The 22995-nt window shown below is 69.8% G+C and carries 23 protein-coding genes; 14 read left to right on the forward strand and 9 right to left on the reverse strand.

The features are described from left to right. The first annotated feature begins 99 nt into the window (after positions 1 to 99). The 6 genes from ACZK5N_RS08680 (at position 100) to ACZK5N_RS08705 (ending at position 6568) form a co-directional block, all read left to right on the forward strand. A complete protein-coding gene (locus ACZK5N_RS08680; RefSeq protein WP_459018888.1) occupies positions 100 to 1593 on the forward strand; it encodes a methylmalonyl-CoA carboxytransferase subunit 5S in 1494 nt (497 codons plus the stop codon). Between the two features lie 11 nt (positions 1594 to 1604). Next, a complete protein-coding gene (locus ACZK5N_RS08685) occupies positions 1605 to 3161 on the forward strand; it encodes an acyl-CoA carboxylase subunit beta (RefSeq protein WP_459018889.1) in 1557 nt (518 codons plus the stop codon). An 11-nt stretch (positions 3162 to 3172) separates the two neighbouring features. Further along, positions 3173 to 3433, forward strand: coding sequence for a hypothetical protein (locus ACZK5N_RS08690; RefSeq protein ID WP_459018890.1), 261 nt, complete (start codon positions 3173 to 3175; stop codon positions 3431 to 3433). 19 nt (positions 3434 to 3452) lie between these two features. Next, entirely contained in the window at positions 3453 to 3812 is a 360-nt protein-coding gene (locus tag ACZK5N_RS08695; RefSeq protein ID WP_459018891.1) for a biotin/lipoyl-containing protein, read from the forward strand. Between the two features lie 93 nt (positions 3813 to 3905). Beyond that, positions 3906 to 5045, forward strand: coding sequence for an iron-containing alcohol dehydrogenase (locus ACZK5N_RS08700; protein ID WP_459018892.1), 1140 nt, complete (start codon positions 3906 to 3908; stop codon positions 5043 to 5045). Between the two features lie 77 nt (positions 5046 to 5122). After that, positions 5123 to 6568 carry an AI-2E family transporter gene (locus ACZK5N_RS08705; protein WP_459018893.1) on the forward strand — a complete coding sequence of 482 codons (1446 nt, stop codon included), beginning with the start codon at positions 5123 to 5125 and terminating at the stop codon, positions 6566 to 6568. Here the strand turns inward: ACZK5N_RS08705 and ACZK5N_RS08710 are convergent. The 3 genes from ACZK5N_RS08710 to phoU all read right to left on the reverse strand — a co-directional run bounded on the left by ACZK5N_RS08710 (position 6565) and on the right by phoU (position 8944). After that, positions 6565 to 7299, reverse strand: a complete 735-nt coding sequence (locus ACZK5N_RS08710) for an SDR family oxidoreductase (RefSeq protein WP_459018894.1) — start codon at positions 7297 to 7299, stop codon at positions 6565 to 6567. The genes ACZK5N_RS08705 and ACZK5N_RS08710 overlap by 4 nt on opposite strands. Before the next feature lie 136 nt (positions 7300 to 7435). After that, positions 7436 to 8185, reverse strand: a complete 750-nt coding sequence (locus tag ACZK5N_RS08715) for a phosphoglyceromutase (RefSeq protein ID WP_459018895.1) — start codon at positions 8183 to 8185, stop codon at positions 7436 to 7438. 93 nt (positions 8186 to 8278) lie between these two features. After that, positions 8279 to 8944, reverse strand: coding sequence for a phosphate signaling complex protein PhoU (phoU, locus tag ACZK5N_RS08720; RefSeq protein WP_459018896.1), 666 nt, complete (start codon positions 8942 to 8944; stop codon positions 8279 to 8281). A 196-nt stretch (positions 8945 to 9140) separates the two neighbouring features. Here phoU and ACZK5N_RS08725 point away from each other — a divergent pair, with 196 nt between their 5' ends. Together ACZK5N_RS08725 and ACZK5N_RS08730 are read left to right on the forward strand one after the other, a co-directional pair. Further along, entirely contained in the window at positions 9141 to 10304 is a 1164-nt protein-coding gene (locus tag ACZK5N_RS08725) for a sensor histidine kinase (protein WP_459018897.1), read from the forward strand. Further along, positions 10305 to 10982, forward strand: coding sequence for a response regulator (locus ACZK5N_RS08730; RefSeq protein WP_459018898.1), 678 nt, complete (start codon positions 10305 to 10307; stop codon positions 10980 to 10982). A 4-nt stretch (positions 10983 to 10986) separates the two neighbouring features. Here ACZK5N_RS08730 and ACZK5N_RS08735 read toward each other — a convergent pair whose 3' ends face one another. Then, positions 10987 to 11478, reverse strand: a complete 492-nt coding sequence (locus tag ACZK5N_RS08735; protein WP_459018899.1) for a hypothetical protein — start codon at positions 11476 to 11478, stop codon at positions 10987 to 10989. A gap of 165 nt (positions 11479 to 11643) precedes the next feature. Here ACZK5N_RS08735 and ACZK5N_RS08740 point away from each other — a divergent pair, with 165 nt between their 5' ends. The 4 genes from ACZK5N_RS08740 to ACZK5N_RS08755 are packed head-to-tail and all read left to right on the forward strand — an operon-like array spanning position 11644 to position 15010. Then, positions 11644 to 12129 (forward strand): CarD family transcriptional regulator, encoded by a 486-nt coding sequence (locus tag ACZK5N_RS08740; RefSeq protein WP_459018900.1) that lies wholly within the window; start codon positions 11644 to 11646, stop codon positions 12127 to 12129. Between the two features lie 12 nt (positions 12130 to 12141). Beyond that, positions 12142 to 12867, forward strand: coding sequence for a 2-C-methyl-D-erythritol 4-phosphate cytidylyltransferase (gene ispD, locus ACZK5N_RS08745; protein ID WP_459018901.1), 726 nt, complete (start codon positions 12142 to 12144; stop codon positions 12865 to 12867). Then, positions 12864 to 13331, forward strand: a complete 468-nt coding sequence (ispF, locus tag ACZK5N_RS08750) for a 2-C-methyl-D-erythritol 2,4-cyclodiphosphate synthase (RefSeq protein ID WP_459018902.1) — start codon at positions 12864 to 12866, stop codon at positions 13329 to 13331. Before ispD ends, ispF begins: the two co-directional genes overlap by 4 nt. After that, positions 13328 to 15010, forward strand: coding sequence for a DUF2207 family protein (locus ACZK5N_RS08755; RefSeq protein WP_459018903.1), 1683 nt, complete (start codon positions 13328 to 13330; stop codon positions 15008 to 15010). Before ispF ends, ACZK5N_RS08755 begins: the two co-directional genes overlap by 4 nt. 2 nt (positions 15011 to 15012) lie before the next feature. On the opposite strand, the gene ACZK5N_RS08760 is transcribed toward ACZK5N_RS08755, so the two are convergent. From ACZK5N_RS08760 to cysS, 3 genes are all read right to left on the reverse strand, one after another. Next, positions 15013 to 16449, reverse strand: a complete 1437-nt coding sequence (locus ACZK5N_RS08760) for a glycine hydroxymethyltransferase (protein WP_459018904.1) — start codon at positions 16447 to 16449, stop codon at positions 15013 to 15015. An 82-nt stretch (positions 16450 to 16531) separates the two neighbouring features. After that, positions 16532 to 17485 carry a 23S rRNA (guanosine(2251)-2'-O)-methyltransferase RlmB gene (rlmB, locus tag ACZK5N_RS08765; protein WP_459018905.1) on the reverse strand — a complete coding sequence of 318 codons (954 nt, stop codon included), beginning with the start codon at positions 17483 to 17485 and terminating at the stop codon, positions 16532 to 16534. Further along, complete coding sequence (cysS, locus tag ACZK5N_RS08770; RefSeq protein WP_459018906.1) at positions 17486 to 18931, reverse strand: cysteine--tRNA ligase; 1446 nt, start codon at positions 18929 to 18931, stop codon at positions 17486 to 17488. It lies immediately after the preceding gene. Between the two features lie 73 nt (positions 18932 to 19004). Here cysS and ACZK5N_RS08775 point away from each other — a divergent pair, with 73 nt between their 5' ends. Then, complete coding sequence (locus tag ACZK5N_RS08775) at positions 19005 to 19727, forward strand: DsbA family oxidoreductase (RefSeq protein WP_459018907.1); 723 nt, start codon at positions 19005 to 19007, stop codon at positions 19725 to 19727. Positions 19728 to 19753: 26 nt separating this feature from the next. Then, positions 19754 to 20374 (forward strand): class I SAM-dependent methyltransferase, encoded by a 621-nt coding sequence (locus tag ACZK5N_RS08780; RefSeq protein ID WP_459018908.1) that lies wholly within the window; start codon positions 19754 to 19756, stop codon positions 20372 to 20374. Positions 20375 to 20396: 22 nt separating this feature from the next. Here ACZK5N_RS08780 and ACZK5N_RS08785 read toward each other — a convergent pair whose 3' ends face one another. Beyond that, entirely contained in the window at positions 20397 to 21776 is a 1380-nt protein-coding gene (locus ACZK5N_RS08785; protein ID WP_459018909.1) for a DUF4032 domain-containing protein, read from the reverse strand. A 20-nt stretch (positions 21777 to 21796) separates the two neighbouring features. Further along, entirely contained in the window at positions 21797 to 22957 is a 1161-nt protein-coding gene (gene metB, locus ACZK5N_RS08790) for a cystathionine gamma-synthase (protein ID WP_459018910.1), read from the reverse strand. Positions 22958 to 22995 lie beyond the last annotated feature (38 nt).

The raw sequence follows: 22995 nt of genomic DNA on the forward strand, positions 1-22995 counted from the left end.
CCGACGCACGCAAGGTCCAGCAGCGTACACGAGGTTGGTCCGACCGATTATCTCGGGGGTGCCGTTCCAGGAGGTCCGGGCCCGTGGTTGGATTACCTTATGACTGCCCGAAAGATCGGCGTGACGGAGCTTGTACTCCGCGACGCGCATCAGAGTTTGATGGCGACCCGCATGGCCATGGAGGACATGGTCGGCGCGTGCGAAGACATCGACCAGGCCGGTTACTGGTCGGTCGAATGCTGGGGTGGCGCGACGTTCGACGCGTGCATCCGATTCCTGAACGAGGACCCCTGGAAGCGCCTACGCACCTTCCGCGAGTTGATGCCCAACGCGCGTCTGCAGATGTTGCTGCGCGGCCAGAACCTCCTCGGTTACCGCCACTACGAGGACATGGTCGTGGAGACGTTCGTGGAGAAGTCCGCCGAGAACGGCATGGACGTCTTCCGGGTTTTCGACGCCCTCAACGACCCCCGCAACATGGCCCACGCCATGGCCGCGGTGAAGAAGGTGGGCAAGCACGCCCAGGGCACCATCTGCTACACCATCTCCCCGGTCCACACCGTCGAGGGCTACATCAAGCTCGCCGGCCAGCTGATCGACATGGGTGCCGAGTCCATCGCCTTGAAGGACATGGCCGCGCTGCTGCAGCCGCAGCCCGCCTACGACATCGTGCGCGGCATCAAGGAGACCTACGGCGACGTCCAGATCAACGTCCACTGCCACGCCACCACCGGCGTCACGCTGGTGTCGCTGATGAAGGCCATCGAGGCCGGCGCGGACGTCGTGGACAGCGCCATCTCGTCGATGTCGCTCGGCCCCGGCCACAACCCCACGGAGTCGCTCGTCGCGATGCTCGAGGGCACCGGGTACACCACCGGCCTGGACATGGATCGACTCCTGAAGATCCGCGACCACTTCGCCGGCGTCCGCCCCAAGTACAAGGAATTCGAGTCGGCCACCCTGGTGGACACCGACATCTTCCTGTCCCAGATCCCCGGCGGGATGCTCTCCAACATGGAGTCCCAGCTCAAGGCCCAGGGCGCGGGAGACCGCATCCGCGAGGTGATGGAAGAGGTCCCGCGGGTCAAGGCTGATGCCGGCCACCCGCCGCTGGTCACCCCCTCGTCCCAGATCGTCGGCTCGCAGGCCGTGTTCAACGTCCTCATGGGCCGCTACAAGGTGATGACCGGCGAGTTCGCCGACCTCATGCTCGGCTACTACGGCGAGTGCCTCGGGGACCGCAACCCCGAGGTCATCGAGATGGCGCAGAAGCAGACCAAGAAGGACATCATCACCGGCCGGCCCGCGGACCACCTCAAGCCCGAATGGGACGAGCTGAACAAGCAGGCACAGGCGCTGGAGGGCTTCGACGGCTCGGAGGAGGATGTGCTGACCAACGCGATGTTCCCGGGTGTCGCGCCGGCCTTCTTCAAGATCCGCGACGAGGGCCCCAAGAGTGTCGCCAAGACGCCCGAGCAGATGAACGCGGAGAAGACCGCCGCCACGGCGTCGCACCAGGGCATCACCGGTCCCATCAAGTACAAGGTGACGCTCGCCGGGCGCGAGCACCACGTCGCCGTCGAGCCAGTCTGAGGAGCCTGCAGATGACCAAGCAACACACGATGGCCGAGCGCCTCGAGCAGCTGGCCGAGAAGCGGGCCCACGTCCACGCCGGCGGCGGCGAGAGCAAGCTGCAGAAGCACCGCGACAAGGGCAAGCTGACCGCGCGCGAGCGCATCTCCGCCCTCGTCGACGACGGCTCCTTCCAGGAGACCGGCGCCTTCCGCCGCAACCGCACCACCACCTTCGGGATGGACCAGGCGGACATGCCGGCCGACGGTGTGGTCACCGGATCCGCCTCCGTGATGGGCCGCCCGGTGCACCTTGCCAGCCAGGACTTCACCGTCATGGGCGGCTCCGCGGGTGAGGCGCACTCCATCAAGGTCACCGAGACCCTGAAGGCGTCGCTGACCACCGGCACGCCGTTCGTGTTCATCAACGACTCGGGCGGCGCCCGCGTCCAGGAGGGCATCGATTCGCTCTCCGGGTACGGCAAGGTGTTCTACGCCAACGTCCTGCTCTCGGGCGCGGTGCCGCAGATCTCGATCATCGCCGGCCCCTGCGCCGGTGGTGCCGCCTACTCGCCCGCGCTGACGGACTTCATCATCCAGACGCGCAAGGCCCACATGTTCATCACCGGCCCCGGCGTGATCAAGCAGGTCACCGGCGAGGACGTCTCCCAGGACGATCTCGGCGGCGCCGACGCTCACATGGCCCGCTCCGGCGTGGTGCACTTCGTGGCCGACGACGACGAGCAGGCCATCCTGATCGCCCAGAAGCTGCTGAGCTTCCTGCCGCAGAACAACACCGAGGATGCCCCCATCGTCGATCCAGACGACGTGGTGGAGCCCAACCCCAAGCTGCGCGACATCATCCCCGTGCAGGGCAACAAGGGCTACGACGTCCGCGAGGTCATCGCTGAGATCGTGGATCACGCGGACTTCCTCGAGGTGCAGGCCGGCTGGGCCAAGAACATCGTCGTGGGCTTCGGCCGGATCGTGGGCCGCACCATCGGCATCATCGCGAACCAGCCGAGCGTCATGTCCGGCGTGCTGGACATCGACTCCTCGGACAAGGCGAGCAAGTTCGTCCGCTTCTGCAACGCCTTCAACATCCCTGTGGTGAACCTCGTCGACGTCCCCGGCTTCCTCCCCGGCGTCGCCCAGGAGCACAACGGCATCATCCGCCACGGCGCCAAGATGCTCTACGCCTACTCGGCTGCCACCGTCCCGAAGATCACCGTCGTGCTCCGCAAGGCCTACGGCGGCGCCTACCTGGCAATGTGCTCGAAGGACCTTGGCGCGGACAAGGTGTTCGCGTGGCCGACGGCGGAGATCGCCGTCATGGGCGCCGAAGGTGCGGCCAACGTCGTGTTCCGCCGCGAGATCGACGCGGCCGAGGACAAGGCCACGCGTCGCGCCGAACTGGTCGAGGAGTACCGCGAGACGTTCTCCACCCCCTACATGGCTGCCAGCCGTGGCCTGGTGGACGACATCATCGATCCCGCCGACACCCGTCGCGAGATCGCCATGGCCCTGGAGCTGCTCGTCGGCAAGCGCGAAGTGCGCCCCGCCAAGAAGCACGGCCTCGGCCCGGCCTGATCGGATTCGAGATGGAAGACACCACGCTGCAGGAGTTGCAGGCAACGGTCGCGGCCCTCGTGGAGAAGGTCGCGGTCCTCGAGGCGCAGGTCGCCGTGCTGGAGGACTGCCGCCAGATCCCGGAGAACGACCTGATCGCCATCGGCGCCGCGGTGGCGGCGTACTTCGGCCACAAGGCCAAGGTGCGCGCCATCCGCTACGGGTCGCAGACCAGGTGGGCGGCGGCCAGCCGTGCCCGCGTCCACGACCGGTCCGTCCCCCACGTTCGCTGACACAGCCACAGGAGAACCAATGAAACTCAAGGTCACCGTCAACGAGACGGAATACGAGATCGACGTCGAGGTCGAGGAGGAAGAGCGTCAAGGGCTCGGCCCCGTCATCATCGGCGTCAACGCGGGCGCCAACCCGATCCCGACGAAGGCGTCCGTGTCCGCCGTCAGCTCCAACGCCGTCGTGGCGCCGCTGGCCGGTTCGGTCGCGCGCGTGCTGGTCAACGTCGGAGACGAGATCGAGGCCGGGCAGGTCCTGCTGCTCCTGGAGGCCATGAAGATGGAAACCGAGATCACCGCTCCGGCGGCGGGAGTGGTCTCGGCCATCCTCGTCGCCCCCGGCGACGCGGTCCAGGGCGGACAGGCTCTCATCGAGTTCTGACCAGCCCTTCTACGACGACGGCGAGCCCCGGGTGCGTGAGCATCCCGGGGCTTTCCGCTGCCGCGCCGCCGCCTGTCTGGCAGGCTTGACCACATGACCGAGTTCACCTTCGCCACCGCCACGTCGATCCGGTTCGGGGTGGGGGTGGCGGCGGAACTGCCACAGCACAGTCGCCGCCTCGGAGAGCGGCCGTTCCTGCTCACGGGCCGCAACACCCATCGCCACGCAGAGGTCCTGCGCGACGTGTCCGCCGTCGGCTCCTTCGCCCTCTCCGGCGAGCCCAGCTTCGACGACGCCCGCGCCGCCCTCGACGCCGCGCGCTCGGCCAAGGCGGACCACGTGATCGGGATCGGCGGGGGAGCGGTCCTCGACCTCGCGAAGGCCGTCGCCGCGCTGGCGGCCGGAGACACCGACCCCATGGACCACGCCGAGGTCATCGGAGGCGGACACCCGCTGCCCCACCGGGCGCTGCCGTTCATCGCGCTGCCCACCACGTCGGGCACGGGCTCCGAGGTGACCGCCAATGCCGTGCTCACCTCCACCGAACACCGGGTGAAGGTCTCCCTCCGCGGCCCGTCGATGCTCGCGACGGTGGCGCTCGTCGATCCCGTACTCACGCTCTCCTGCCCCCCTCTGGTCACCGCCCAGTCCGGCATGGACGCCCTTACCCAGTGTCTGGAGCCGCTCACGTCGCGCCTCGCGAACCCGATGGTCGACGCGCTGGCCACCTCCGGTCTGCGCGCAGCTGCGCGGGGCCTGGCGGCCGCCGTCGAGGACGGCGAGAACCTCGAGGCGCGCACGGACATGGCGTACTGCTCCCTCATGGGCGGGCTGTCGCTGGCCAACGCGAAGCTGGGCGCCGTGCACGGGCTCGCAGGCCCCCTCGGGGGCGTGACCGGGGCGCCGCACGGCGCGATCTGCGCCGCGCTGCTGCGGGTCGCCACACGGGCCAACATCGCCGCCATGCGCGGGCGCGAGCCGGAGAATCCCGCCTTGGCCAGGTACGCCGACGCCGCCATGGCGCTCACGGGCGAGTGGTCCCTGGAGGCGCTCGACGACTGGTTGGGCGAGCTGCACGCCCGGCTCGAGCTCCCCGGATTGGCCGAGCTCGGCCTGGCCGGTGAGGACCACGACGCCGTCGTCGAAGCCGCCCTCAAGGGCAGCTCGATGAAGGGCAACCCGATCGTCCTCACCCGCGACGAGGTGGCAGGGATCCTCCGCGACGCCGCCTGAACAAAGGGGATCGGTGGGCCCGCTACGCTGAACGTCAGACCAGCCCCGCGCTCGGGGCCGTGACTGAAGGAGGACGGGTGCCCCACCACGACGAGGCTCCGCACGCGGACGAAACCCCCCCGCTGTCCCCACCCGCCGGCAGTGCGCCGCCACCCGGTGCCACTCTCGCGGACTCAGATGCCGTCGTGGAGGTGGCGAAGCCGATCGATCCGATGGATGCCCTGTCCGCGCCCGATCCATCCGAACCCGTTGACAGGTCAGACGTGATCGGCGCCGGGGGACGCTGGCTCGCCCTGTGGGCGGGTCGCTTCATCCTCATCGCCCTGGCGCTGGCCGTGATCGGATGGGTGTTCGGCCAGTTCTGGGACGGTGTCCTGCCCGTGTTGCTCGCGCTGCTCCTCACCTCGGTGCTGTGGCCCGCCACCGCCGCCCTGAAGAGGGTCGGCCTGCCCTACGCGCTCGGGGCCGCCATCTCACTCCTGGGCGGCGTGGGCATCCTCGCGGGCCTCATCGCGATCATCGCGCCCAGCGTCGCCTCGCAGTGGCCCACCCTGGCCTCCCAGACCGTACAGGGCGTGCGGCGCCTCCAGCAGTGGGCGGCCGGCCCGCCCCTCAACCTGCGCGACGAGCAACTCGACGAGTGGATCACCCAGGGACTCGACTACCTGCAGTCCCGCAGCGGCGACATCCTGTCCCAGGCACTGAGCTTCGGCGGCAGCATCGGCAACGTGGTCGTCACGCTGCTCCTGATGCTCGTGCTCAGCTTCTTCTTTCTCAAGGACGGTGTGCACTTCCTCGGCTGGACGCGCAAGGTCGTGGGCCGTCGCGCCGGCTTCCACGCCACCGAGCTGCTGACGCGGATGTGGCGAACCGTGTCCGGCTACATCCGGACCCAGGCCATCGTCAGCTTCGTCGACGCGGTGCTCATCGGCTTCGGCTTGGCGGTTCTCGGCGTGCCGCTGGCGTTTCCCCTGGCCATCATCACGTTCATGGCGGGTTTCATCCCCATGATCGGTGCCGTGACGGCGGGGGCGGTGGCGGTGCTCGTGGCCATCGTGTCCAACGACTTCACCACGGCCCTCCTGGTGCTTGGCCTGATCGTCCTCGTCCAGCAGGTTGAGGGCAACGTTCTCCAGCCCATGCTGCAGTCGCGCGTGATGAAGCTGCACCCCGTCGCGGTGCTGTTGGCGGTGCTGCTCGGCGGCGTGTGGTTCGGGATCATCGGCGCGTTCCTCGCGGTGCCGGTGGCCGCCGTCCTCGCGGTGATCTTCCGCTATCTGGGTGACCTCATCGACATCAGGACAGGCGAGCGTTCGGCCGGCGACATCGAGTGGGCCACGGCGGACGGTCGCGTGGTCGCCAGCGAGTCCGAGCGGGCAGCGCAGTTCTTCCGGGCCTTTGTCCGGCTGCGTCGCAAGCGCCAGGACGACGAGGGTGATGCCGCTGCTGCTGAGGTGACCGACGACCGGTTCCACGAACCCCACGCCTCCTGGCTCGACAAGATGCGCCGCCGCAGGCCCTAACCCTGCCGGTGGACCTTGTGCTGCGCCGCCTGGGCGCGTGGCCGGATGGTCAGCCGATCCACGTTGACGTGACCGGGCCGGGTGGCCATCCAGACGATCGCGTCCGCCACATCCTCGGCGGTCAGCGGCTCGGCGACGCCGTCGTAGACCTTGGCGGCGCGCTCCGCGTCGCCCCCGAACCGGGTCAGCGCGAACTCGTCCGTACGGACCATCCCGGGGCAGATCTCCGTGATCCGCACCGGCACGTCGTACAGCTCGAGGCGCAGGGACTCGACGACGGCGCGCTCGGCCGCCTTCGCGGCGCAGTACCCGGCGCCGCCCTCGTAGCCGCTGTCGGCCGCTGTCGACGTGACGAACACGATGACGCCCTCTGCCGTGGTCAGCGCAGGCAGGAGGGCCTTCGTCACGCGGGTGGTGCCCAGGAGGTTGGTCTGGATCATGGTCGACCAGGCGCCGAGGTCGGCGTCGCGCACCGGCTCCAGGCCCAGCGCGCCACCGGCGTTGTTGATCAGAACGTCGAGGGAGTCGCCCGCCGCCTCGGCGAGCCGGGCCACGTCGTCGTCGCGGGTGATGTCGCATTCGACGGCGACGCCGCCGATCTCGGCAGCGAGGGACTCAATGCGGTCCGTGCGACGAGCGGCGCAGATCACGCGGTAGCCCGCGTCAGCCAGCAGTCGCGCCGTCGCGGCGCCGATTCCCGAGCTCGCGCCCGTCACCAGTGCAGTCTTCATGGGGCTCACTGTATTGGCCACCGGTTCCTGGGGTGCTGCGCGACACAACACTTCGAGACACACCCTGCGGTCGCTGCGCGACGCGGTGCTCCTCAGGGAGTGAGGGTGGGGCGCCCGTCGGGGCGCCCCACCAAGCTCACTTCTTGCCTTGGTTCTTCACAGCCTCGATCGAGGCCCTCGCGGCCTCGGGGTCCAGGTAGCGGCCGCCGGGCGTGACGGGCTTGAAGTCCTCGTCCAGCTCGTAGTACAGCGGGATGCCGGTGGGGATGTTGAGGCCCGCGATGTCCTCGTCCGAGATACCGTCCAGGTGCTTGACCAGCGCGCGCAGCGAGTTGCCGTGCGCCGTCACGAGCACCGTCTTGCCCTCGGCCAGGTCCGGCACGATGTGCGCCTCCCAGTACGGCAGCATGCGGTTGACGACGTCCTTCAGGCACTCCGTCCGAGGGCGGTCCGCCTCCGGGATGTCCGCGTAGCGGGGGTCGTGGTGTTGTGAGAACTGGTCGTCGACGTCGATGGGCGGCGGCGGGGTGTCGTAGCTGCGACGCCACAGCATGAACTGCTCCTCGCCGTACTGTGCCAACGTCTCGGCCTTGTTCTTGCCCTGCAGCGCGCCGTAGTGGCGCTCGTTGAGCCGCCAGTGGCGCTTGACGGGGATCCAGTGCCGGTCGCAGCCGTCCAACGCGATGTTGGCGGTGTGGATGGCCCGGCGCAGCAGGGAGGTGTGCAGGACGTCCGGCAGCAGGTCTTCGGCCTGGAGCAGGCCGGCGGCGGCCTTGGCCTCCTCCACGCCCTTCTCATTGATGTCCACGTCCACCCAGCCGGTGAACAGGTTCTTGGCGTTCCACTCGCTCTCGCCGTGGCGGAGCAGGATCAACTTCGCGGTCATGCGCCCAACCCTACAGGCGAGGTCGGCGGTGGTGGTGGGCAGGGACGGGAACGGCCGGCGCCCCCCAAGGGATGCGCCGGCCGTGCGGGAATCTCAGGCGTTGGGCCAGTCCTCGCCCTCGGGAACGTCACCGGTGATGATGTAGATCACGCGCCGACCCACCGCGACGGCGTGGTCAGCGAAGCGCTCGAAATAGCGGCCCAACAGCGCCACGTCGACGGCGCCCTCGATGGAGATGTCCGTGCCCTCCGCCAGCATGGCGGTGAACTGCTCGCGGCGCAGGACGTCCATCCGTTCGTCGATCTCCACCAGGCGGTGGGCGCCCAGGGCGTCGCGGTCCTGCAGGGAGCGGCGGGCGAGCGTGACGATCTCGAGCGCGATGGCGGCCATCTCGCGGAAGCTCTCGGTGAACTGGTCCGGCACCGCGTTGGCCGGGTACCGCAGGCGCGCGATCTTGGCCACGTGCGCCGCCAGGTCACCCATGCGCGCAAGTTCGAAGACGACGCGGATGGCGGAGACGATGATCCGCAGCTCCCCGGCGACGGGGGCCTGGAGGGCGAGCAGAGAGAGGCACTTGTACTCCATCTCCTCATGCATCTTGTCCAGTTCGACGTCGTTGCTGATCACAGCCTCGGCGCGTTCCAGGTCCGCGGTCAGCAGCGACTCCGACGACTCGCTGATGGCCGTCTCCACCATCTCCGCCATGTGGACAAGGCGGTCGAGGATGGAATCGAGCTCCTCGTGGTAGCTGGTGCGCATGTGCTGTGCTCCTTGCGTGTCAGGTCATCGGCCAGTCTAGCCGGGGCAGGACCGTCACGAACGATAGCCAGGCCGGGTAGCCGGGCATGGCGTGCGGGTGAACCGCTGGTGAACGCGCGGTGAAGAGCTGGGGAGAGGATTGCCGCGGGGTAACCCTGCGTGGGTCCTCACGTCGCGCCCGCCATATGATGGCGGCATGCACCCAGCCCTCGCCGGACTCATCGGGGCTGGCGTGGCCCTGATCGGCTGCCTGTTCGCGTACATGTTGATCAGGGGCAGACAGAGCTGGGACCAGTTGGAGGCCCGGCGCATGGCGGACAAGGCCTCGCGGGAACTTCACGACGTGCTGGACACGCTGCACTCGGGGGCGGTCCTCGTCGGCCCCCACGACGAGATCCTCATGGTCAACGAGCCGGGGGTCGCGCTCGGCCTCGCCAGGGGCAGCCGCGTGGGCTTCCCCGAACTCCTCGAGCGCGTCCGGGAGGTTCGCGCCTCCCAGCAGCCGTTCCGGGGTCCCGTCGTGCGGGAGCTGCATCCCGGCGCCGAGCGCCTCGAGCTCAGCACGCGGATCGCCCCGATGGTCGACGAGAACGTCCTCGTCATCGCCGACGACGAGTCCACCCATAAGCGCGTGGAGGCTGTCCGTCGGGACTTCGTCGCCAACATCTCCCACGAGCTGAAGACCCCCATCGGCGCCATCTCGGTGCTGGCGGAAGCCGTCGAGGCCGCCAAGGACGACCCGGAGTCCGTGCAGCGTTTCGTCCACCGCATGCAGCTCGAGACCTCTCGGCTGGCAGAACTGGTCAACCAGATCATCGACCTGTCGCGCCTCCAGTCCACGGACCCTCTGCTCAGCCGCGAGGTGGTGGACGTCGCCGAGGTGGTGGGCGAGGCCATCTCCCGCTCGCAGGAGCGCGCCAACCAGCGGGGCGTGAGTCTGATCCTCGCGCGCACCACCCACGCACGCATCCTCGGGGACTGGTTCCAGCTCGCCGACGCCGTCACCAATCTCATCCAGAACGCCATCAACTACTCCGACGAGAGGGCCCGGGTCACGCTGAGCATCCTGCCCGTCACCGCAGACGGGGACCAGTTCGTCGAGATCAAGGTCTCCGACAACGGCATCGGCATCAAGCCCGAGGACCAGGAGCGCATCTTCGAGCGCTTCTACCGCGTGGACTACGGCCGGTCCCGGCACAGCGGCGGCACCGGCCTCGGCCTGTCCATCGTCCGGCACATCGCCAACGCCCACGCCGGCACCGTCCGGGTATGGTCGCGGCCAGGGCAGGGCTCCACGTTCACCCTCCGCCTTCCGGCCTATCTGGGGCCGGACCCCACCGACACCGACGAGGAGGACTAGGTGACCCGCATCCTGATCATCGAGGACGAGGATTCCTACCGCGACGCCACCAGCTTCATGCTGCGCAAGGAGGGCTTCGATGTGGTCACCGCCGCCGACGGCGCCGAGGGGCTGGCCGAATTCGACAAGTCCGGCGCGGACCTGGTGCTGCTGGACCTCATGATGCCGGGCATCCCCGGCGTGGAGGTGTGCCGCCAGCTGAGGTCGCGTGGCAACGTGGCCATCGTCATGGTCACCGCCCGGGACTCGGAGGTGGACAAGGTGGTGGGGCTCGAACTCGGCGCCGACGACTACGTGACCAAACCGTTCAGCCACAGGGAACTCGTCGCGCGTATCCGCGCCGTCCTGCGCCGCGGGCAGGACCAGGTGCTCCTTCCCGAGGTGGTGGAGGTCGACGGTGTCCGCATCGACGTGGAGCGCCATCAGGTCAATGTCGACGGCGTGGACGTGCGGTTCGCGCTGCGGGAGTTCGAGCTGCTGGAGCTGCTGCTGCGCAACGCCGGCCGTGTCATGACCAGGGGCCAGCTCATCGACCGGATCTGGGGCAGCGACTACGTGGGCGACACCAAGACCCTCGACGTGCACATCAAGCGGCTGCGGTCCAAGATCGAACGCGACCCGGCGAACCCGCAGCGGCTCATCACCGTGCGGGGCCTGGGCTACAAGTACGAGGGCTGACGCCTCAGGCGTTGGCCTGTTGCCACGCGTCGGCGAAGTCCGCGTGCTCGGCTGACACAACCGGCACCGTGAGGATCACGCGCTCCCCGCTCTCGAACACCACTGCCACGCGGGCGAGGCGCCCGATCAGCAGCTCGGAGCTGTTGAACGAGGTGTCCGCGCCGTCGAGGATGATCGTCTTGCCCTTGGGGATGTCCGCCTCGAACGCGACGGCGTTGAGTTCGCCGTAGCTGCCGTCGTCCTTCTCAGCCGCGTATCCGAGCCCCACGACGGTGGCCGCCTCATCCCGTGACGCGATGCCGCCCAGGATCATGCCCTTGCCTTCGCCGTCGGTGACGACGAGCACGTTGCGCAGCTTCAGGCCGCCCTCGTCCTTCTGTACGCCTGCGGCGGGCGGCGCGGCGTACTCCCACTGCCCGGCGGTGCACGCGCTCATCGAGACGGCGAGCGCCGCTGTGGCGACGAGGGCCGCGGTGCGGCGCAGGGTGCTGCTCATGTGTCCTCCGGCTGTGGGGGCGTGGGCTAGGCACATCCTAACCGGAACAGCGAGGCGTGTACCACGAAGCATCCACCGGGGCGGTTCGGGGTCGGCTAAGAATCGTCGTCTGGGCCATGGGTGGGCGGGCTGCTAGAATTGGGTCTTGGAAAGGGGTCAGTGAGAATGACTTTTTCGATCGGTGAAACGGTGGTCTACCCCAATCATGGGACGGCTGTCATTGAAGACATCGAGAACAAGACCATCAAAGGTGAGGACAGGCTGTACCTGGTCCTCCGCGTCATCGGACAAAACGACCTTGTGATCAGCGTACCGGCCTGCAATCTGGACCTGGTGGGCGTTCGTGACGTGGTTGATGCCGACGGATTGGAGAAGGTGTTCGCGGTCCTTCGTGCTGAGCACACCGAGGAGCCGTCGAACTGGTCCCGCCGGTTCAAGGCCAACATGGAGAAGCTGCACTCCGGCAACGTGATCAAGGTGTCCGAGGTCGTCCGAGACCTGTGGCGCCGTGACCGCGACAAGGGCCTCTCCGCAGGCGAGAAGCGGATGCTGGCCAAGGCCCGCACCATCCTGATCGCCGAACTCGCGCTCGCCGAGCGCACCGACGAGGACAAGGCCGAGGTCATGCTCGACGAGGTCCTCGCCTCCTGAAAACAGACCCAGGTGTCACATCTTGATACGCCGGTCGTCGCCGTTGTGGTGGCGGCCGGTTCTGGTTCCCGGTTCGGGGCCGCGCTGCCGAAGGCGCTCGTCGAGCTCGACGGGATCGCGCTGGTGCGCCGCGCCGTGGACGCCCTGGCCGACGGCGGCGTGACGCAGATCGTCGTCACCATCCCCGCCGGGCGGGACCGGGAGTTCACCCAGTCCCTCGCGGGCGCGGCGGTCCCCGTCCGCACTGTGCGGGGCGGCGCAACCCGCCAGGAATCGGTCCGGCTCGGGCTGGATGCGCTCGCCGTCGCCGACGACGCGGTGGTTCTCGTGCACGACGCCGCCCGGGCGCTGGTGCCCGCGGCCGTGGTCCGCGCCGTCGCGGACGCCGTCGCCGCCGGTGACGACGTGGTCGTCCCGGTGGTCCCGGTCGTGGACTCCATCCGACGCATCGGCCATCACGCGTCCGTGGTGGTGGACCGGTCGCCGTTGCGGGCGGTGCAGACGCCACAGGGCGCCCGCTACGGGCAGCTGCGCGACGCGCACCAGAGGGTCGCGCAGGAAGGCGTGGAGGTCACCGACGACGCCGCCGCCTGCGAACACGTGGGCCTGCACGTCACGCTGGTCGGGGGCCACCGGGACGCCATGAAGATCACCGAGCCGGTAGACCTCATCCTGGCCCAGGCCATCCTCGCGGAGCGCCACCGCTCCGTTCACGCCGGCGACAGGGGGAGCGCATGACACGCGTGGGTATCGGCACAGACGTGCACCGGCTCGAGCCGGGCGTCGCGATGTGGGTGGCCGGCCTGCACTTCCCCGACGAGCCGGCCGGCCTGGCCGGACACTCCGACGGCGACGTCGCGGCCCACGCCGCCTGCGACGCGCTGTTCAGCGCCTCCGGCCTCGGGGACCTCGGAAGCAACTACGGGACCTCGGAGCCGCAGTGGGCGGGCGCGAGCGGTATCGCCTTCCTCACGGAGACCGCGCGCCGCGTCCGGGCCGCGGGATTCACCATCGGCAACGTCTCGGTCCAGGTGATCGGGAACCGGCCCCGGCTCGCATCGCGCCGGGCCGAGGCCGAGTTGGCGCTGAGCGCCGCCGTCGGGGCGCCGGTCACGCTGAGCGCCACCACCACCGACGGCCTCGGGCTGACCGGGCGGGGCGAGGGGGTCGCGGCCATCGCCGTGGCCATGGTCATGCGGTGACTGCGGTCCGTGCGGGGTGGGCATTGCTGAGCGCCGCCGTCGCGCTGCTGCTCGGGGCACCGCAGGCGGCCCTGGCGGACGACGGCGGCGCCTCCGCCGAGGTCGCGGCCGTCGTGCAGGGGGACGGCACGCTGCGCGTCACCCAGACCCTCACCTTCGACGGCCCGTTGGACGAGCTGACCCAGGTGCTGGCGCTGCGCCGCGACATCGACGGCTCCTCCTACCACCGGTACCGGATTTCGGACATCACCGCCACCGTCGGCGGCCAGAGCGCCGACCTGTCCACCACGACCACCGCCACCCAGGTGGAGATCCGCGTCGGCGTCGACGGCCCCGGGGCGGTCACCGTGTCCTACGAGGTGCACGGAGCCACCCGCGCCGAACAGGGTCAGGACGGTGCGCTGACGCTGCTGGAGTGGCCGCTGATCCAGGGGATGCCCGTGGCGCTCGCGCACGTGGCTGGCACCGTCGAGGGGCCGGCCACCCAGCAACTCATGGACTGCGTGGCCGGCCCGCCCGGGAGCGTGGGGCGGTGTGCCGCGTTGAGCGGCGGCACGTTCGATCAGCCCACGCCCTCCTTCCAGGACGGTCCCCGCGCCGCCGGCGACGAGGTGGTGCTGAGCGTCGCATACCCGGCTGAGGCGGTGGCGGCGACGGCGGACGTCGCCGAACGCTGGAGCCTCGACCGGGCCTTCGAGGTGTCGTGGCCGGCGGTGCTGGCCGCTCTGGGCACGGCGCTTCTGGGCGCGGCGCTCGTCACCCTCCTGCACCGCCGCGCCGGCCGCGACCTCGACCCCGCGGCGCCGCGCGCCATCGCATCGTTCGCGCCCGTGGGCCACGGGGAGTCGGTGTTCCGGGTTCCCGAGGGGGTGCGGCCCGGACACGTGGGCACCGTCGCAGATGAGCGGGTGGACCCGGTGGACATCACCGCCAGCCTCGTGGACCTCGCGGTGCGCGGACACCTGCGGATCACCGAACTGCCGCGCCCCAGCCACGGGCTGCTGGACTGGGCACTGGAGCGCACCGCGGCATCGCCGGAGGACCTGGCGCGCTTCGAGCGTGAGCTGCTGGATGCGGTGGCTCCGGTGGGCGAGCAGAAGCTGGTGTCGGGCCTCGCGGCCAGGTTGGGCGAGGGGCGCATCGACCGGATCCAGGACGCGCTCTACGACGACGTGGTGGCGCGCGGCTGGTTCGAGCAGCGACCCGATTCCACCAGGTCCTCGTGGCGGACCCGCGGCTACGTCGTGCTCGGCCTCGCGTTCATCGCGGCCGTCGCCCTCGTCGCGTTCACCACCCTCGGGCTGGTGGCGCTGGTGCTGCTCGCTGTGGGCGGCGCCGTCGTCGGCGTGGCGGACCGCATGCCGCGCCGCACAGCCGCCGGCGCCGCGCTCCTCACCGGACTCCAGGCGCTGTCGGCGCTGCTGGCGACGCACCCCACGACGGAGATGCCTCGGGGGCGCGAGCTGGACGAGATCTCGCGGCTGCTGGGCTACACCGTCGTGCTGGGCGGCAAGGAGCGGTGGCTGGACGCCATGGTCGCGGCTGACGACGACGACACCATCCCGGACCCCGACGCCCTGGACTGGTACCACGCGCCGGGCACGTGGCACCTGCAGGACCTACCCGCGTCGATGACGCAGTTCATCCACACCGTCCAGGGCGCGTTGTACTCGCGCTGACCTCAGATCTCGAAGCCGGGGTACAGCGGGTGCATCCGCAGCAGGCGCTCGGCCTCGGCCAGTGAGCCGCTGCGGGCGTCGTCGGTGAGTTCGTACTTCGCCTTGCTCGGCGCGCCCGCGCTGGTCGTCGTGGGGGTGGTCGACGACAGGACGCCGGCGATCATGTCCGCCACCGCGTCCATGTCCGACTGCGTGAAGCCGCGCGAGGTGAGCGCCGGGGTGCCGAGCCGCACGCCGGTGGTGTACCAGGCGCCGTTGGGATCATGGGGGACGGCGTTGCGGTTGGTCACGATGCCGGACTCGAGCAGGGCGGCCTCTGCCTGGCGGCCGGTCAGCCCGAAGGAGCGGACGTCCATCAGCACGATGTGGTTGTCCGTGCCGCCGGAGACCAGGCTCACCCCACGACGGAGGAGCCCCTCGGCCAGCGCCTTCGCGTTGTCCGCCACATTCTGGGCGTAGGTCCGGAACTCGGCGGTGCGGGCCTCCGCGAGCGCCACGGCCTTCGCGGCCATGACGTGGGAGAGCGGGCCGCCCAGGACGAGCGGGCAGCCGCGATCCACGGACGGCGCGAACTCCTCGGTGGCCAGCACCATGCCGCCGCGCGGGCCGCGCAGGGACTTGTGCGTGGTGGTGGTCACGACGTGGGCGTGGGGCACCGGGTCCTCGTCGCCGGTGAACACCTTGCCGGCCACGAGTCCGGCGAAGTGCGCCATGTCCACCATGAGCACGGCGCCCACCTCGTCGGCGATCTCGCGCATCGTGGCGAAGTTCACGCGCCGTGGGTAGGCGGAGTAGCCGGCCACGAGGATCAGCGGCTTGAACTCGCGCGCCTGAGCCGCGAGCGCGTCGTAGTCCAGGAGCTGGGTCTCCGGATCCGTGCCGTAGGAGCGCTGGTGGAACATCTTGCCCGACACGTTGGGGCGGAAGCCGTGCGTGAGGTGTCCGCCGGCGTCGAGTGACATGCCGAGCAGCCGCTGGTCGCCGAAGCGTCGACGTAGGGTCTCCCAGTCCGCCTCGGACAGCTCCGCCACGCCCTTCGCGCCGAACTCGGCCAGCGCGGGGGACTCGATCTTGTGCGCCAGGATGGCCCAGTACGCGGTGAGGTTCGCGTCGATGCCGGAGTGTGGCTGAACGTAGGCGTATTCGGCGCCGAACAGCTCGCGCGCGTGTTCGGCGGCGACGGCCTCCACCGTGTCCACGTTCTGGCAGCCCGCGTAGAAGCGGTGGCCGACGGTGCCCTCGGCGTACTTGTCGCTGAGCCAGGTGCCCATGGTGGCGAGCACTGGGAGGCTGGCGTAGTTCTCGGACGCGATGAGCTTCAGCGACGCGCGCTGATCGGTGAGTTCCTGCCGCGTCGCCTGGGCGATGCGGGGCTCCACCTTCTCGATCATGCCCAGAAGGGTCCGGTAGGCCGACGAGACCGACTCGAGATCGCTCACTGTTCTCCTTGGGTGTGCGGGTGTGGGTCCAAATCTAGTCCCCCCGCCGGCCCGAGGCATCCTCGAGGCCGGCGGCTGGACGTCACTCCGACGGGGTGATCCCCGCGCGCTGCTGCGTCACCTCGTACAGCGCCACGGCGGCCGCGACCGACGCGTTCAGAGATTCCACACCGCGTGCAATGGGAATCGACACCAGTGCGTCGCAGTGCTCACGCACCAGGCGCGCCAAGCCCTCGTCCTCCGAGCCGACGACGATGACCAGTGGCCCGTCGACGCCCGGGACGCCTGAAACCGGGATCTCAGCTTCGCCGGCAAGGCCGACGATGGTGAAGCCCATCTTCGACGCCTGCTCCAGCGCGCGGTTGAGGTTGGTGGCCATGGCGATCGGCAGCCGCGCGGCTGCCCCCGCGGAGGTCTTCCACGCCGTGGCGGTCATCGACGCCGAGCGTCGCGACGGGATGATGATGCCCTGCGCCCCGAAGGCCGCCGCTGACCGGATGATGGCGCCGAGGTTGCGGGGATCCGTGATGCCGTCCAGGGCCACGACGATGCCGTCGAGGTCCAGCGCATCGGCCAGCACGTCCTCGTGGTCCGCGTACTCGTAGGCCGGCAGCTGTACGGCCACGCCCTGGTGCACGAGTCCGCCGGTGACCCGGTCCAGCTCGGCGCGGGTCACCTGAAGCAGCGGGATCCCGTGCTCGGCCGTGAACTTGAGGATGTCGCGGAGGCGGTCGTCGCGTTCGGCGCCCTCGGCGACGTAGGCCTGCTTCACCGGCAGGCCGGCCGTCAGCGCCTCGAAGACCGGGTTGCGTCCCACCACCCAGTCCGCACCGGCGGGCGCCTTCGACGTCCTGGGCCGGCCCGCCTGCTGGCGCTGCGCCATCTGCTTGGCCTTGTACGCCTTGTGGTAGGGGCGATCCTCCGCCTTGGGGGTGGGGCCGCGACCCTCGAGCGCACGCCGGACCCGGCCGCCGGAGCCCGCCGCCTTGTTCTTGCCCTTGCTGGTCGCGCCGCGGCGCGATGAGTTGCCTGCCATCTACTTCTTCTCCAAGCTCCACCGGGGGCCGGTGGGAGTGTCTGTGATCACGAGGCCGAGGCCTGCGAGAGTGTCGCGGATGGTGTCCGCGGCGGCCCAGTCCTTCGCCTGGCGGGCCTTGGCGCGCTGCTCGAGCAGCGCGGCGACGAGGCCGTCGACGACGGGGGTCAGGTCGCTGCCCGTGGACTGGCCAGCCCATTCGTCGGCCTCAGGGTGGATGCCGAAGACATTCAGCATCGCGCTGACCGCGAAGTAGTGGTCCGCGATCTGCTCGGGGTCGCCCGATGTGAGGGCCTGGTTGCCGCCTCGTACGGCGTCGAACAGGGCGGCAGTGGCCGCCGGGGTGCCCAGATCGTCGTCCATGGCCTCCTCGAAGGCGCGGTACTGGGGCAGGCGGTGGGCTCGTGAGGCGTGCCAGTCGCCGGCGACGTGTTCCGCGGCCCGGTCGAGGAAGGAGTCGATCCGCTCGATCGCCTTCTCCGCCTCGGTCAGGGAGCCGCGGGTCCCCTCGTCGGCCGGGGAGAACTCGATGGTGGAGCGATAGTGAGGTGCGAGCAGGAAGAAGCGGACCGCGCGGGGGTTGTAGGTCTTCGTGACCTCGGAGACCAGGGCGGTGTTCCCGAGCGACTTGCTCATCTTCTCGCCCGCCATGGTGACCCACGCGTTGTGCATCCAGTACCGCGCGAACCCCTTGCCGGCCGCAGCGGACTGCGCCAACTCGTTCTCGTGGTGCGGGAAGCGCAGGTCCACGCCGCCGCCGTGGATGTCGAAGGTGTCGCCGAGGTACTTGCCCGCCATCGCGGAGCACTCGAGGTGCCAGCCCGGGCGGCCGCGACCCCAGGGCGAGGGCCACGACGCGGTCAGGGGCTCGCCCTCCTTGTGGCCCTTCCACAGGGCGAAGTCGCGAGGGTCGCGTTTGCCGCGGGGATCCGCGTCCGCCGCGGGCTCCATCTCGTCGACCTTCTGCCCGCTCAGCTCGCCGTAGCGGGGCCAGGACTTGACGTCGAAGTACACGTCACCCGAGCCGTCGGGGGCCGCGTAGGCGTGGCCGCGCTCGACGAGGGTGCCCATGAGCTCGATCATCTCGGGGATGTGGCCGGTGGCGCGCGGCTCGTAGGTGGGGGGCTTGCAGCCCAAGGAGGCGTACGCGTCGTGGAGTTCGCGCTCGAAGTGGTAGGCGTGGGCGAACCACTCCACGCCGGCCTCGGCGGACTTGGCGAGGATCTTGTCGTCGATGTCGGTCACATTGGCCACGACGGTGACGCTGAGGCCCTTGTGCTCCAACCAGCGACGCAGCACGTCGAAGACGACCTCCTTGCGGATGTGCCCGAGGTGCGGCGACGCCTGCACGGTGAGCCCGCAGTGGTAGATCGACACCGTGCCGTCGCCGAGTGGCACGAAGTCCCGCACTGAGCGGGTCGCGGTGTCATAGATCTTGAGCGTCACAACAGGTGAGTCTACTGGCCGGGCCGCCGGTTCGCCGCGCGGATCTGGTTGAAACATGCACTATCATGTGACCGTGAGTCTTGACGTTCAGATCTGGTCCGACATCGCCTGCCCCTGGTGCTTCATCGGTAAGCGCCGCTTCGAGAGGGCGATGGCCGAGTTCCCGCAGCGCGAGCAGGTGACGGTCCAGTGGCGAAGCTACCAACTCGACCCCACGCTGCCCCAGCATGACCATCGCTCCGAGGTGGAGTACCTCGTCGCGGCGAAGGGAATCCCCGCCCACACCGTCGAGGAGATGATCAGGCACGTGTCGGAGCAGGCCCGCGGCGAGGGGCTGGAGTACGACTTCGACAACCTCGTGGTGGCCAACTCCCGCCGGGCGCACCGCGTCCTGCAGGCGGCCAAACTGGCCGATGCGGCCGACGGCGGCACCAGGACGGGGCGCCTGAAGGAGGCACTGCTCTCCGCACACTTCGAGGGCGGCCGCGACATCGGTGACGCCGACGTGCTGGTCGGGCTCGCGCTGACGGCGGGGCTGCCCGGGGAGGAGGCGCGCGCCGCGGTCGACTCCGAGGCCCTCGACGCCGCCGTGGGCCGCGACGTCGCCGAGGCCGCCGCGATCGGCGTGCGCGGCGTCCCGTTCTTCGTGTTCGACGGCAAGTACGGCGTCTCGGGGGCGCAACCGCCGGAGGTGTTCCTGCAGGCGCTCGAGGTCTCATGGTCGGAGCGGACGCCGAGCCTCATCACCATCGACGGCGGCACGGGCGAAGCCTGCGGCGCGGAGGGCTGCAGCTGACGCCGGTGGGCTGGTGTACTTGACCCATGTCGAAAGCACGCGAGGACCGGCTCCGTCAGCACTGGGACGAGGGCGCCGAGCGGTTCGACGCCATGATCGCGCCCATGGAGCGCCGTTTCCTGGCGGAGAGCCGCGCGTGGGTTGCTGAGCGCGCGAAGGGCGACGTGCTGGAGGTGGCCGTCGGGACGGGGCTCAGCCTGCCGTACTACGGTCCCGGAACGGACCTGACTGCGGTCGAGCTGAGCGAGGGGATGCTGAGGGTGGCACGCCGCAGGATCGAGCGGCTGGGCCTGTCGGTGGACTCGCTGATAGCGGACGGGCAGGATCTCCCGTTCGGCGACGGCAGCTTCGACGCAGTGGTGTGCACGTACTCGCTGTGCGGATTCGCCGATCACCGACGGGGGGTCGAGGAGATGGTGCGCGTCCTGCGGCCGGGTGGAAGCCTCCTGCTCGCCGATCATGTGGGCTCCACGAACCCGGCGCTGCGTGCCGTGCAGTGGCTCCTCGAGGCCGTCACCATCCCCCTGCAGGGCGAGCACTGGACCCGCCGCCCGCGCCTCGTCGTCGAGGCCATGGGACTGCAGATCGTCGACTCGGACCGCCTGCACCACGGGCTCATCGAGCGGCTGCACGCACGCAGGCGTTAGCGGGCCGGCGGCGGCCCGGGCCTCAGCCCTTCGACTTCTTCGCTGCGGCCTTCGCGCGCAGCGCATTGATGTCGAAGCCGGCCATCACCGGGATCTCCGGGTCGTTGGCGCCGTCCTCCCACGGGTCGTAGGGCTTCTCGTCGTTGTCGTCGACGTAGCCGTGTGAGGGGTCGTACTTGTTGGCCAGCTCGCCGCCCACCGGATCGACGTTGACCATCTGCTCGTCTGGCAGCTGCGTGAGCACCTCATGGATGTACCCGGCCGCCGCCTCCTCGGTGGGCACCTCGCGGTTCTCGCGCTGCGACTGGTACCAGCGGTAGTCCAGCACCTCGTGGAAGAACTGCGCCGCGTCGCGTTTGGCGCGCAGGTCCGCCGGGATTCGGGTGACCGCCGGCTCGAACACCTCGACCAGCCACTTGTGCGCCGCCACCGACTCGGGGGCGTGCGGGGCTGTCTTGGCGCGGTAGGTGTCCATGTCGTTGAGGAGCCGCCTGGCCTGGTGCTCCTCGGAATCCAGGCCGGTGAGCCGCATGAGGCGGCGCGTGTGATGCCCGGCCTCCACCACCTTGGGCCGCATCCGGATGGTGCGGCCGTCGGCAGAGGTGTCGACGTCGATCTCGGCCACGTCGAAGCCCAGCGCGTTGAGGCGGCGCACCCGCCCCTCGAGGCGGTACAGCTCAGAACCGTCGAACTCCTCCTCGCCGGTGAGCTCGGCCCACAGTTGCTGGTAGCGGTCCTCGATGGTGGTGACCAGCCACTTCGGGTCCAGTGAGCTGTCCAGGATGCCGCCGGCCTCGAGGTCGAGGAACTCGCCGAAGAGGTTGGTGCGCGCGATCTGGAGGTCGTGCGCGCGCTGCCCATGCGTGAGGGTGTCGTGCAGCTCGCCGGTCTCAGCGTCGACGAGGTAGGCGGCGAATTCGCCGGCGTCGCGCCTGAACAGGATGTTGGACAGCGACACGTCGCCCCAGTAGAAGCCGGTGAGGTGGAGACGTGCGAACAGCGCCACCATCGCGTCGAGCAGCCGGTTGACCGTCTCGTGCTTGACGCCCGGGTAGAACAGGGAGCGGTACGGCAACGAGAACGGCAGGTGCCGGGTCAGCAGGATGGGGTCCAGATGGTCACCGGCGGAGTCCGCCCGCCCGAGGACCACGCCCACGGGGTCCACCGAGGGAACGCCCAGCCGCTTCAGCTCGGTGAGCATGCGGTACTCCTGCACCGCCACCTCTTCCAGGATCTCCTTGGCTGCGAAGATCTCCTCCCCGACGGTGATGAAGCGCACCACGTGGCGCGAGATGCCTCGGGGGAGTGCGACGAGGTGGCGCGCCGGCCAGTCGACGAGCGGGACCTGCCAGGGCAACTGGAGGAGGTCCGCATCCGGCTTGGCAGCGAGGAACCTGGGCACGGGGTGAGTCTAGTCTCTGGTCACGCTCCGGCGCGCTTCAGCGCCTCGGCCACCACGGCCACCAGATCCGCCTCGGACTCGATGCCGACGCTCAGGCGGAGCAGGCCGCCGCCGATGCCGGCGGTCTCGCGAGCTTCGATGGTCATCCCGGCGTGCGTCATGGTCTCCGGGTGACACACCAGGGACTCCACGCCGCCCAGCGATTCGGCGAGGTGGAAGATCTGCAGGCCGTCCAGGAAGCGGCGGACGGCGCCGACGCCGCCGGCCAGGTCCACCGAGATCAGGGAGCCGAATCCGGCCTGCTGCCTCGCCGCGACCTCGTGGCCCGGGTGAGCCGCCAGCCCCGGGTAGTGCAGCGCCTCGACCGCCGGGTGGCCGTCCAGGAGCGCCACCAGGGCCGAGGTGTTGGCGGCGTGCACACGCAGGCGGGCGTCGAGGGTGCGGAGCCCGCGAAGCGTGAGGTACGCGTCGAACGGGCTCGCGGTGAGCCCGAGGGCGTTGGCCCACAGCCGCAGCCGGGCGTGGACCTCAGGGTCTGCGGCGACCGCCACGCCCCCCACCACGTCCGAATGCCCGTTGATGAACTTGGTGGTGGAGTGGATGACGATGTCCACACCGTGCTCGAGCGGGCGCTGCAGCAGGGGCGAGAGGAACGTGTTGTCCGCCGCGACCAGCGCCCCGACGGCGTGCGCCCGGGCGGCGGCATCGGCGAGGTCCGTGATCCGCAGGAGCGGGTTCGACGGCGTCTCGATCCACACCAGGGCCGGGGACCGGTCCATCGCCGCATCGAAGGCGGCGTCGTCGTTGAAGTCCACGAACTCCACCTCGAAGCGCCCCTGCGAGGCCAGGAAGCTGAACAGCCGCCACGTGCCGCCGTACGCGTCGTGTTGGACGACGACGCGCCCCCCGGCCGGCACGAACGCCTCCGCCACGAGCGTGATGGCCGCCAGGCCGGTGGCGACGGTGGTGGCCCCGGCCCCGCCCTCCAGCGTGGCCAGGGCCTCGTTGAGCAGATCCCGGGTGGGGTTGCCGGAGCGGGTGTAGTCGTACTCGCGGGGCTCGTCGAACCCCGCGAAGGTGAAGTTGCTGCTCAGGTACAGCGGGGGGACGACGGCGCCGTGGGCCGGGTCCACGCCCAGCCCCGCGCGCATCCCCTGGGTCCATCGGCCAAGCTCTGCCATCGCGTTCCTCTCGTCATGCCGTCATCGCCCAAAAATAG

The sequence above is a fragment of the Tessaracoccus pujii genome (assembly GCF_055326215.1).